Annotated in this window: 9 protein-coding genes and 3 pseudogenes; 5 read left to right on the top strand and 7 right to left on the bottom strand. The window is 67.6% G+C overall.

What is annotated here, in order from left to right; all coding sequences use genetic code 11:
- Nucleotides 1-469 (top strand): methyl-accepting chemotaxis protein (locus HMPREF3115_RS32450; RefSeq protein ID WP_256276206.1); only part of this gene is annotated, 469 nt, incomplete at its 5' end.
- A gap of 19 nt (nt 470-488) precedes the next feature.
- On the opposite strand, the gene HMPREF3115_RS14420 is transcribed toward HMPREF3115_RS32450, so the two are convergent.
- Together HMPREF3115_RS14420 and HMPREF3115_RS14415 are read right to left on the bottom strand one after the other, a co-directional pair.
- The gene (locus HMPREF3115_RS14420) at nt 489-2,156 is read right to left on the bottom strand and encodes an ATP-binding domain-containing protein (protein WP_070554870.1); all 1,668 of its coding nucleotides are present in this window, start codon (nt 2,154-2,156) and stop codon (nt 489-491) included.
- An 86-nt stretch (nt 2,157-2,242) separates the two neighbouring features.
- Nucleotides 2,243-3,097, bottom strand: coding sequence for a helix-turn-helix domain-containing protein (locus HMPREF3115_RS14415; protein WP_006396823.1), 855 nt, complete (start codon nt 3,095-3,097; stop codon nt 2,243-2,245).
- A gap of 237 nt (nt 3,098-3,334) precedes the next feature.
- On the opposite strand from HMPREF3115_RS14415, the gene HMPREF3115_RS14410 reads away from it, so the two are divergent.
- From HMPREF3115_RS14410 to HMPREF3115_RS14400, 3 genes are all read left to right on the top strand, one after another.
- Nucleotides 3,335-4,669: an NAD(P)/FAD-dependent oxidoreductase gene (locus HMPREF3115_RS14410; protein ID WP_065496391.1), complete on the top strand. Its 1,335-nt coding sequence runs from the start codon at nt 3,335-3,337 to the stop codon at nt 4,667-4,669.
- A gap of 60 nt (nt 4,670-4,729) precedes the next feature.
- Nucleotides 4,730-5,824: a potassium channel family protein gene (locus HMPREF3115_RS14405; protein WP_006409766.1), complete on the top strand. Its 1,095-nt coding sequence runs from the start codon at nt 4,730-4,732 to the stop codon at nt 5,822-5,824.
- 205 nt (nt 5,825-6,029) lie between these two features.
- Nucleotides 6,030-6,356 carry a hypothetical protein gene (locus HMPREF3115_RS14400; protein WP_070554868.1) on the top strand — a complete coding sequence of 109 codons (327 nt, stop codon included), beginning with the start codon at nt 6,030-6,032 and terminating at the stop codon, nt 6,354-6,356.
- Between the two features lie 114 nt (nt 6,357-6,470).
- Here HMPREF3115_RS14400 and HMPREF3115_RS14395 read toward each other — a convergent pair whose 3' ends face one another.
- On the bottom strand, nt 6,471-7,229 hold the full coding sequence (locus tag HMPREF3115_RS14395) for an SDR family oxidoreductase (RefSeq protein WP_069221025.1): 759 nt from the start codon (nt 7,227-7,229) through the stop codon (nt 6,471-6,473).
- A gap of 94 nt (nt 7,230-7,323) precedes the next feature.
- On the bottom strand, nt 7,324-8,268 hold the full coding sequence (locus HMPREF3115_RS14390; protein ID WP_006409763.1) for a LysR family transcriptional regulator: 945 nt from the start codon (nt 8,266-8,268) through the stop codon (nt 7,324-7,326).
- A gap of 174 nt (nt 8,269-8,442) precedes the next feature.
- On the opposite strand from HMPREF3115_RS14390, the gene HMPREF3115_RS14385 reads away from it, so the two are divergent.
- On the top strand, nt 8,443-9,657 hold the full coding sequence (locus tag HMPREF3115_RS14385) for an FAD-dependent monooxygenase (protein ID WP_070554866.1): 1,215 nt from the start codon (nt 8,443-8,445) through the stop codon (nt 9,655-9,657).
- Between the two features lie 136 nt (nt 9,658-9,793).
- Here HMPREF3115_RS14385 and HMPREF3115_RS33065 read toward each other — a convergent pair.
- The 3 pseudogenes from HMPREF3115_RS33065 to HMPREF3115_RS29315 all read right to left on the bottom strand — a co-directional run.
- Nucleotides 9,794-9,886: pseudogene (locus HMPREF3115_RS33065) on the bottom strand (esterase family protein); the annotation flags it as partial.
- Nucleotides 9,887-9,956: 70 nt separating this feature from the next.
- A pseudogene (locus HMPREF3115_RS14380) lies at nt 9,957-10,571 on the bottom strand (ABC transporter ATP-binding protein); the annotation flags it as partial.
- A pseudogene (locus HMPREF3115_RS29315) lies at nt 10,552-11,251 on the bottom strand (ABC transporter permease); the annotation flags it as partial. The pseudogenes HMPREF3115_RS14380 and HMPREF3115_RS29315, both read right to left, overlap by 20 nt.

The following is an 11,251-nucleotide window of genomic DNA, read 5'->3' as shown; positions in this document are numbered from 1 at the left end:
CATCATCGGCACGATCGAGGGCATCGCGTTTCAGACCAACATCCTCGCGCTGAATGCCGCGGTCGAAGCCGCGCGCGCGGGCGAGCAGGGCCGCGGCTTCGCGGTGGTCGCCGGCGAGGTGCGTACGCTCGCGCAGCGCTCGGCGTCCGCGGCGAAGGAAATCCGCACGCTGATCGGCGAGTCGGTCGAGCGCGTCGCGAACGGATCGCGGCTCGTCGGCGTCGCGGGCGAAACGATGCGTGACATTCAGCAGGCGATCGCGCGCGTCGCCGGCATCATGACCGAGATCGCGGCCGCGTCGAACGAGCAGCGCGACGGCATCGAGCAGGTCAATCGCGCCGTGTCGCAGATGGATCAGGTATCGCAGCAGAACGCTGCGCTCGTCGAGCAGGCGGCGGCCGCCGCCGCGTCGCTCGAAGAGCAGGCCGAGGGCTTGCGGCGCGCGGTCGGCGCGTTCCGCGTCGCCTGAGCCGGCGCACGCGGCCGCGTCAGGCGGCCGTCAATTGCGCGGCGGCGCGCGCCGACGCGACGATCAGCAGCTTCATCGTCGCGCGCGTCGCGCCGACGAACAGCTTGCGGGCCGCGCGCGCGTCGAGCGACGCGAAGTCGACCTCGGTGAGGATCACGCACGGCGCCGACTGTCCCTTGAAGCGATGGATCGAATCGAGCAGCACGTCGCCGTCGCGATACTCGGGGTTGCCGAACAGGTCGTACGTGCCGGTGAAGCGCTTGAGCCGGTGCGGGCCGAGCTGGTCGAGCGGCGCGAGCACCGACCCTTCGCGGCCGCGGTACGACAGCACCGCGATGTCCTGCTTGCGAAAGCCGAGCGACAGCGCGTGCGTGATCGCGCGCTTGGTCGCGTCGATGCAGGCGTCGGCGAGCGTGTCGGCCGACGCGTCCGGTTCCCCGTATGCCGACACCGACGGATCGGACCCGTCGAACGGGCCGCCCGAGCGCAGTTCGCTCGCGAGCGGTTCGACGCGCCCGACGATGTCGCGCACGAATTCGAGCACGTCGCGCGGGCTGCGGTAGTTCGTCAGCGCCTTCAGCGTGACCCAGCCCGACAGCGCGACCGGCTCGCGCATGTACAGGTTCTGCAGCGGATCCTCTAGCCACCACCATGCGCCGTCCGCGGCGAGCAGCCGCTCGAGCGCGGCGGCCCATGACGCGTGGAAATCCTGTCCTTCGTCGACGATCAGCACGTCGAAGCGCCAGCGGCCGGCGATCGGCGTCTGCGCGAAACGCGCTTCGAGCTGCTCGAACGCGCCGGGCGCCTGGAAGTCCGGCACATAGCCGCCGTCGCGCGCGACCCAGTCGCACAGCTGGTGGTAGTTCGCGACCGTCGCGCCCGCCGGCGCGATCCGCGCGATGTAGTCGGCGAGCGGCCGGTTGAAGCAGACGTACAGCACGCGCTTGCCGGCCGCGACCGCATCGCGCATCGCCTGCACGGCGAGCTGCGTCTTGCCGGAGCCGGCGGTGCCCGTCACGCGCAGCCGGAACGGCGTGAACTCGAGCTGGCGCGCCCACGCGGCAAGGCCGCCCGACAGCCGCGTGACGAGCGTGCCGGCCTGGCCGACCAGCGCGCTCGTGTCGGGCGTCAGCGCCAGCTCGTCGGCGAGAAAGTGGTGGATCCTGGCGGCGTTCGGCAGCGGCGTTTCGTCTTCGGGCAGGATCTGCAAAATCACCTGCGCGAGCTGCGCCTTGCGCGACGCATCGACGATGCGGTCGGCCGCGACGCCGGCGATCGCGGTCTGGCGGATCGCGTAGTCCGGGCAATACAGCAGCGCGTCGATCCCGTAGACGCCCGCGCCGAACGCGGCCGTCAGCCGCCGGTGCAGCGTTTCCTGCGTGCGCGCGAGCTGGATCGCGACGTTGCGCTCGGTCTGCAGATACACCTTCACGAGCCCTTTCGGCGTCTCGCGCAGAAAACCGGCCTTCAGTTCGATCAGCAGCACGCGGCCGGCCGGGCTCACGACGACGAACGCGGTTTCGCCGAACACCGAAAAACCCTGGTCGGCGCGCGTCCAGTGCACGCCGTGGTAGACGGTGTAGCCGTCGGGCAGCGCGTGTTCGAGTGCGGCGAGCGTTTCGCGTTCGCGTTCGGCAGCGCCGGTCGCGGCGAGATTTTTCCAGTCGTCGGGGATGAGGCGGGCCATGGAGTCGGGCGGCGGATGCCGGCGTCGCGTGAACGGGTCCGGCTATTGTACTGACGAAGCCGCGGGCGGCCGCCGTGTGCGCGGTGTTATCCGCGTGCGAGCCGCTTCGCGAGATCGGCGCTGAGGATCGCCATGCGCGCCGGCTTCTCGTAGCAGACGACGTCGAACGTACGGATCACTTCGCTGATGTCGGCTTCGCTCGCGCGGCCCGTCAGCAGATCGCCGGTCAGCACGAAAATCGGCGCGCCCGGATTGTCGGAGGTGCGCACGGCCTTGATCGCGGTCGCGGCCGTGCAGTCGTCGAACAGCCACTCGGTGACGACCGCGTCGAACGCCTGACCCTGCAGCGCATCGACGAAGGCGGTCAAGCCGTCGAACGACGCCGTCGCGAAGCCCTGGCGCTCGAGATAGCGGCACAGCTCGGTCGCGCTCACGCGATCGGGATCGATGACCGCGACGACGAGCTTGTCGCTTTCCGCACGGCGCGGATAGATTTCGATCTTGTGCACGTCGTACGCGTTCTGGTACAACACGCCGGTGTGGCGCAGCACGCGCCAGCGGCCGTTCTGTTCGTACGCGACGAATTCGGGGCGCGCGCCGGCTTCGAGCGGCGCGCCGATCCATGCGGTGCACGGGATCTCGGCGACACCGGCATAGAGAATCGCGTCTTGCGAGCACGCGCCGACCATGCCGGGGTCGAGCGTCTGGGCGCCGAACAGCTGGGCGGCCGGTTCGCCGTACGCTTCGGCGACTTTCTTGATCTGCGCGAGTGTCCACGGGCTGCTGCCGCGCAGCTTGCGGTGGCCTTGTGAAAAACTCAGGTCGAGGATGCGGCACAGCTCGGTGGTCTGCTGGCGCTTGCCGATGCCGTTGCGGGTCATCAGCTCGCGCACGCGCTCGGCAACCGCGAGGGAGTCCGTGGTGATTGCTTCGGTGGTCATGCTACGGGAGCGGATCGGGTCGAATCGAATGACGTTCAGAACGACGCCTTGCGGCGGTCTCGGCGGACAGTCCTGACGGATGTCCAGTGGCGAGCCGACCGGCCACGCGCAGAAAAGATAACTTTACCGCAAAATGGCTTTCGCTCCTTGTGCAGATCGGTGCGTTTCTGTGAAAGGTGTATCCCGGCATTACGGCCGGGCATGCGTTAGCCGGACATTCCTACCGAACAAGAAATAATGACGACAATTTACCCGCTGCACGATGCGCTCACGCGCGCCGACGCGCCGTTTCCGACCGAAGCCGACGTCGTGATCGCCGGCGCCGGCATCATGGGGTGTGCGGCCGCGTACTACCTCGGACTGCGCGGCCTGAAGGCCGTGGTGCTCGACAAGTCGCGCATCGCCGGGCAGCAGTCGACGCGCGCATGGGGCTTCGTGCGGCAGCAGGGGCGCGAATCGGCAGAAGTGCCGCTGATGATGGCAGGCATGCGCATCTGGGAAAAATTAGAGGAAACACTCGGTTTCGATCTCGAATGGCGGCAAGGCGGCTGTCTCTATATTGCGGACAACGAAACGGATTGGCAGTCGTTCCAGGCGTGGCTTGCCGTCGCGCGCGAACACGGGCTCGATACGCGCACGCTGACGCGCGCGCAGATCGACGAACGCGTGCGCGGGCTGTCGACCGATGCGCGCACGCTCGGCGGCCTCTATACCGAAAGCGACGGCCAGGCCGAACCGCGCCGCGTGGCCGCCGCCTTCGCCGCGCGCGCGATCGAGTCCGGCGCACGCTTCTTCGAAGGCTGCGGCGTGACCGCGATCGAGACGGGCGGCGGCGCGGTGACCGGCGTGGCCACGGAGCGCGGCACCATCCGCACGCGGCGCGTGATCTGCGCGGCCGGCGCGACGAGTTTCCGGCTGCTCGACGGCGTCGGCATCCGGCTGCCGCAGCAGGCGGTGCGCGGCACCTGCATGCGCACCAATGTGGTGCCGCCGGTATCCGCGTCGACGATCTGGGGGCATGGCCTCGGCATCCGGCAGCGCAAGAACGGCGCGATCAATCTCGCCGACGACATGCAGGTCGACGTCGATCTGACGCTCGGCCACTTGCGCGGGCTTAGCCTGTTCTGGCCGGCGTTCTGGTCGCAGCGCGAGAAATTCCGTCTGCATCTGAACGGCGCCGCGTGGCGCGACGTGCTTGCGCGGCTCGGCGGCGGCCTCGACGCGATCGAGCCGCGCGATCCGTTGCCGCAACCGAACCGTTCGCATGCGCCGCGCGCGCTCGAAAAGCTGAAGGCGATCTTCCCCGTGCTGAAGGATGCGCAGATCGTCGAGGCCTGGGCCGGGCTGATCGACGTGCTGCCGGACGGGATTCCGGTGATCGACGCACCCGACACGCCGGCGGGCCTCACCATCGCGACGGGATTCTGCGGTCACGGCTTCGCGATGGGGCCGATCGTCGGGCGGCTGCTCGCCGAATGGATCGACACGGGCGCACCGTCGCTCGATCTGTCGGCGTTTCGCGCGCGACGTTTCGTCGACGGCACGATGGTGCCGCCGCGCAGCATGCTGTGACGGACGCGTGCGCGCCGCCGCATCGTAGAATCGAGCCCGCATCGTTCAGGAGACTTCCCGTTGGCTTCGCCTTCCGCCCAGCGTCGTTCACTGCGTTCGCGGCTGCGCCGCGCGCGCGATCCGTGGCAGGCGCCGCGCACACGCACGTTGTTTACGCGTCCCGCGACGTCGCCGCGCCGCACGCTGCTGTTTCGCCTCGGCGCGGTGCTGCTGCTGTGCGTGCTCGCGTTCTTCGCGCTGTATCTCGATCGCGACGGGCTGCGCGATTCGACGAAAAGCACGCCGATGAGCATCGCCGATCTCGTCTATTTCACGATGGTGACGGTCGCGACGGTCGGCTACGGCGACATCGTACCCGTCACCGCGCGTGCGCGGCTCATCGATGCGTTCTTCATCGTGCCGATCCGCATCGTCATCTGGTTCATCTTTCTGGGCACGGCGTATCAGTTCGTGATCCAGCGCGTCATCGAGGAATTCCGCATGAAACGGCTGCAAAAGCAATTGACCGATCACATCGTCGTGTGCGGCTACGGGCTGTCCGGGTCGATCGCGGTGCGCGAGCTGCTCGAAAGCGGCGTCGAGCCCTCGACGATCATCGTGATCGATGCGCAGCAGCAGGCGCTCGAAGCGGCGACCGCGCTCGGCGTGACGGGGCTGCTCGGCGATCCCGCGCAAGAGGATCTGCTGCGCCAGGCGCAGGTGCGCGCGGCGAAAGCCGTGATCATCTCGGTGACCGACGATCCGACCGCGATTCTGCTGACCTTGTCGGTACGCAGCATCGCGCCCGAGACGAAGATCGTCGTGCGCATCCAGGAGAATCTGTATCAGCGGCAATTGCGGCAGGCCGGCGCGGACGTGATCGTGTCGTCGACGAAGATCGGCGCGCTGCTGCTGGCCGATGCCGTGCATAGCCGCTATATCGTGCCGTTCGTGAACGACATGCTGTCGACGCGCGGGCGCGCGACGCTGGTCGAGCGCGAGGCGCTGCCGCACGAGGTCGGCTGCATGACGAACATGGTGCCGGGCGCGATCGTCGTCGGCCTCGATCGCTGCGGGAAGATCCAGTCGTTCTACGAAGATCCGCCATGCCGGATCGAGGCGGGCGATACGCTGGTCGTCATTCAGTCGGCGCGGATTCCGGATGCGGATGTTTGAAGGTTTTTTAAAACATGCCGGTTGAGCCTATGAGAACCTCTCATAGAAAATCCAAGCTTCACAGCCAGTCTGAAATCGTCCGACGCGTTCAGTCGGACAATTTCGTATCGCCCTAAAGTTTTCCCTCCGTATGCCGATACTTCCGGGTCGGGCGGCCGAATTAGGGCTGCCCGAAATAATCCGTTCAATTCGATAAGGAGAAAAAATGAGTATCGCGAGCGACGACGCCGTTCAGGGGGGCGGCGGGCTGATGTCACTTGGTAAGGCTTTCGGGTTCTACATGGCAGCCGTGGTTGCGTTGATTGCGGGTGCCGTGATAGCCGGCATAAGCAAGGCAGCGATCGTCTACTTTGTCGTTTATTTCGCCTGCGGTATTTTCTTGAACCGTACGGTGTTGCGAAATTTGATCACGTTCCATCCGGTCTATAACACGCTACACAACGTATTCTCGACTAAAGTCCGCGCGCTGATATTCTGGCCGATTTCCTATCTCGTCCTGATTGGCAAGATTGCGGTAGTCCGCGCGATCTGACCTGGCGCCGCCGAGCGCGGCACGACCTCACGTATCCGGTCTCGCGATGTCGACGCTCGATGCTCGGCAATGCGTCGGGCGATGAACGGGCGCAGTCGTGCCGCGCGGCCAAACCTACCCACGCCCCACAAACGGCATCGTCGTCGCCATGATCGTCATGTTCAGAATGTTCGCGTCCAGCGGCAGGCTGGCCATCTGCACGACCGCGTTCGCGACATGCGCGACGTCCATGCGCGGCTCCGGCGCCATGCTGCCGTCCGCCTGCGGCACGCCTTGCGTCATGCGTTCCGTGAGCGCGGTCGCCGCGTTGCCGATGTCGATCTGACCGCAGGCGATGTTGTACGCGCGGCCGTCCAGCGCCAGCGACCGCGTGATTCCGGTCACCGCATGCTTGGTGGCCGTGTACGCGATCGTCTCGGGGCGCGGCGAGTACGCCGAGATCGAGCCGTTGTTGATGATGCGGCCGCCTTGCGGCGTCTGCGCCTTCATGATGCGCCAGGCCGCCCGCGCGCAGAGGAACACGCCGGTCAGATTGGTTGCAACCACGGCGTTCCAGACGTCGAGCTCGTATGCGTCGAGGGAAACGGGCGGCGCGTTGCGTCCGGCATTGTTGAAAAGCACGTCGAGCCGGCCGAACTGCTGCTCGATCTGCGCAAACGCGTGGTCCACCGACACTTCGTCGGTGACGTCGGCGGGAAACACGTGTGCGTCGCCGCCCGCGGCGCGAATCGCTTCTTGCGTTTCGCGTAACGACGCTTCCGTACGCCCGATCAGCGCGACGGTGAATCCCGCGCCGGCGAGCGCGACGGCCGCCGCACGACCGATGCCGGATCCGGCGCCCGTGACGGCTGCGAATTGCTTCGAGACAGACATGGCTTGAATTCCTGCTAGGTTGAAGGGGGGCGCAGACGCACGCGCGATGTCGTCGCACGCTTCCGTCGCCTGTGACGCGACATCGTACGCGCGCCTATTTCTTTCGCGCCGGTCCCGATTTCCGCTGGCGCGCGCCGGCCTCCGCGAACAACTCGACGACGACGTCACGCAGCCAGCGGTTGCACTCGTCCTGATTCACCCGCGCGTGCCACAGCATATGAATCGGTGCGCCGGGTAGCGTCACCGGCAGCGCACGCCAGCTTAGCGAAAACGGCGTCGCGAGCTGCAGCGCGAGATGCTCCGGCACCGTCGCGATCAGGTCGGTGCGTTGCAGGATATAGCCGACGCTCATGAAGTGCGGCACCGTCAGCCGCACGTTGCGCGTCACGCGACGCCGCTTCAGCCATTCGTCCACTTGTCCATGGCCGGTCCCGGCCGACACCACGACCAGATGCCCGGCGTCGCGCCACGCGTCGAGCGTGAGCGGCGCGGCCTCGAGCGGATGCCCGCGCCGAAACAGGCACACATACCGTTGATCGAACAGCCTGCGCTGATAGAAGCCGCCCTGCAGTTGCGGCAGCAGCCCGATCGCGAGGTCGACGCGACCCTCGGCCATTTCGTCGCCGAGGTTCACGCTCGTGTTGCGCACGGTGTTCAGCACGATGCCGGGCGCTGTCTGCGAGAGGCGTTCCAGCAACGCCGGCAGGAACACGACTTCGCCGATATCGGTCATGCCGATCGTGATCGTGCGCACGGCGTGCTGCGGGTCGAAGCCGGTCTCGGGATTGAGCGCGGCGTGCAGCGTCGCGAGCGCGTGCGAAACGGGTTCGGCCAGACGCAGCGCGAACGGCGTCGGCACGACACCGCCCGGCCCGCGCACGAAGAGCGGATCGCCGAGCCGTCGACGCAGCTTCGCAAGCGCGTTGCTCACGCCCGGCTGACTCATGTTCATCTGCTCGGCGACGGTCGACACGCGCCGTTCCTGCATCAGCCGCTGGAACAGCAACAGCAGATTGAGGTCGAGGTCGCTCAGTTCCATGGTTGGCGTGGCTCCCGATTATTTCATTCAGTGATGAAGCGGATTCCATGCATTTTATTGTGGGATGAAACCCTGCTTCCGACAATACCGGTACGACGCCTGCGTTCGACCTGACCGCAGCGTCCGCCGCATCCCTGCGGAACCCACAATCTGAATATCGGAGACACCTTCATCATGCAGACGAATCTGACGATCGCGATCGTCGGTGCCGGCATCGGCGGCCTGACGCTGGCGCTCGCGCTGCGCGAGCACGGCATCGACGCGCAGCTCTATGAACAGACGAGCGAGTTGCGCGAAGTCGGCGCGGCCGTCGCGCTGTCGGCCAACGCGACGCGCTTCTACGAACGCATGGGATTGCGTCCGCAGTTCGACGCGGCGTGTGCGGAGATTCCGGCTCTCGTCTATCGCGACGGACGCAGCGGCGCGGTGATCGGCCATCATCGCGGCGAGCCGAGCTATCGGCGGCAATTCGGCGGCGCGTACTGGGGCGTCCATCGCGCCGATCTGCAGGCCGTGCTGTCGAAGGCGGTCGGTCTCGACTGCATCCATCTCGGCCATCGTCTCGTCGATCTCGCGCAGCATCCGGATCACGTCACGCTGAGTTTCGACAACGGCCGGCGCGTCGAGGCGGATCTCGTGATCGGCGCAGACGGTGCGCGCTCGATCACGCGGCGCTGGATGCTCGGTTACGACGACGTGCTGTATTCGGGCTGCTCGGGTTTTCGCGGCGTGGTGCCGGCCGAACGCATGGACCTGCTGCCGGATCCCGAGACCATCCAGTTCTGGATCGGGCCGCACGGGCATCTGCTGCACTATCCGATCGGCGACAAAGGCGATCAGAACTTCCTGCTGGTCGAGCGCCACCCGTCGCCGTGGCCGTCGCGCGACTGGGTCATGCCGGCAGAAGAGGGCGAGCAGCTGCGACTGTTCCGCGACTGGCATCCGGCGGTCGTGCAGATGATTACCGCCGTGCCGATCAGTCAGCGCTGGGGCCTGTTCCATCGGCCGCCGCTCGGTCGCTGGAGCCGCGGACGCGTGACGCTGATCGGAGATGCCGCGCATGCGCTCGTGCCGCACCACGGGCAGGGCGCAAACCAGTCGATCGAGGATGCGGTCGTGCTGGCGGCGCAACTGGCAAAGGCCGGGCCCGGCAACTGGCGCGAAGCGCAGGAAGCCTACGAACGCCTGCGCCGCGGTCGTACGCGCAAGGTGCAGTACGCATCGATCTCTGCCGCCGACGTGCTGCATCTGCCTGACGGGCCCGCCGCGCAGGCGCGCAATGCGCGTCTCGCCGAGCGCGATCGCGTGCTGCATCACCTCGACTGGATTCATGATTTCGACGCGCTCGAACAGGAGCCGAGCGAGCGGCAGGGCGGGACGTGGCTGTGAGCCGGGCAGACGCGATGTCGGCACCGTGACGCCGCGGTGCACCGCGGCGGCCGGCATTATCCGGATGGGTAGTTCGGCGCATGGCCGATCGACGTCGCGCGCGATGAAAAACGGGCGGCCAGCGCTGCCCGTCTCGCTTCACGCGCGCCAGCGCAGACGTCAAGCCCTGCCCGAGCAGCCCGCGCCGCACGTCCGATGTATGGCCGCCCTCGACGATGCGTAACTCGGCGTGACGCGGCTGCCCGGCGATCGCGCGCAAACGGATCCGCTGCGTCAGGCGCAATTGCGCTCGTCGTCATTCAGTCGGCGCGGATGCCCGATGCGAACGCTCGAACCGCGTCGTCGGCGCGCTGCGCGGCTTCGTCGAAACGCGCGAACGCATGCAGCAGCCTCACACGTAGCGCGCCGAGCCGCGGATCGCCGCGGTCGCGCGGCCGCGGCACATCGACACGAAACGCGTCGTCGAGCCGGCCCGGATTCGGCGCGAGCAGCAGCACGCGATCGCCGAGATACAACGCTTCGTCGAGATCGTGCGTGACGACGATCGCCGCCATCCGGCGTCGGCGGACGACGTCGAGCAGCAGCCGCTGCAGGCGCATCCGCGTGATCGCATCGACCGCGCTGAACGGTTCGTCGAGCAGCAGCAGATCGGGTTCGCCGAACAGCCCGCGTGCGATTGCCGCGCGCTGCGCCATCCCGCCCGACAAGGTAGCCGGCAACTGCTGCGCGACATCGGCCAGCCCGACCTCGTCGAGCAGCCGTGCGACGCTCGGCGCACGTCCGCCGCGCGGCCCGGCCGCGAAGCCGACGTTGTCGGCGATCGACAGCCACGGCAGCAGCCGCGGCTCCTGGAAAATCAGCCCGATACGCGGCGACGGCGCGGCGAGCGCGACGCCGTCGAGCGTCACGCGACGTGCCGGCGGCCGCGTCGCGCCAGTCGAGCCAGTGCAGCTCGATGCGCCGCATCGCGCCGTCGGTCAGCTTGCCGAGTAGCGCGAGCAGCAGGATCGCGCCGAATACGAGATCGGGGCGCCCGGTTTCGCGGCCGTCGCTGAGCAGAAAGCCGAGGCCGCGCGTGGCCGCGATCAGCTCGGCCGCGACCATGAACATCCACGCGAGGCTCAGGCCCGTGCGCAGGCCCGTGACGATCTGCGGCAGCGCGGCCGGCAGCAGGATCCGGCGGAACAGCGCGAGCGGGCGCAGGCGGTACAGCGCGCCGAGCTCGATCAGTTTGCGATCCACGTTGCGTATCCCGGCGACCACGGCGAGATGAACGGGGAAGAACGCGCCGATCGCGATCAGCGTGATCTTGGGCGCTTCGTCGATGCCGAGCCAGAGCAGCAGGACGGGCACCCACGCGAGCGACGGGATCGCGCGCAGCGCCTGGAACGTCGGCTCGAGCAGCGCGTCGATGCGCCGGCTCACGCTCATCGCCGCGCCGACGACGAGCGCGAGCGACGCGCCGATCGCGAAGCCGGCGGCGACCCGCAACGCGCTCGCGCCGACGTGGCGCGCGACGCGCGCCGCGCCCATTCGCGCGAGCGTATCGAATATCTCGCTCGGCGCGGGCACCAGATTGGCCGGCAACCCGCCG

Source organism: Burkholderia sp. HMSC10F09, assembly GCF_001806955.1.
GTDB lineage: Bacteria > Pseudomonadota > Gammaproteobacteria > Burkholderiales > Burkholderiaceae > Burkholderia > Burkholderia multivorans.
This window is presented reverse-complemented; position numbering and strand designations above follow the sequence as displayed.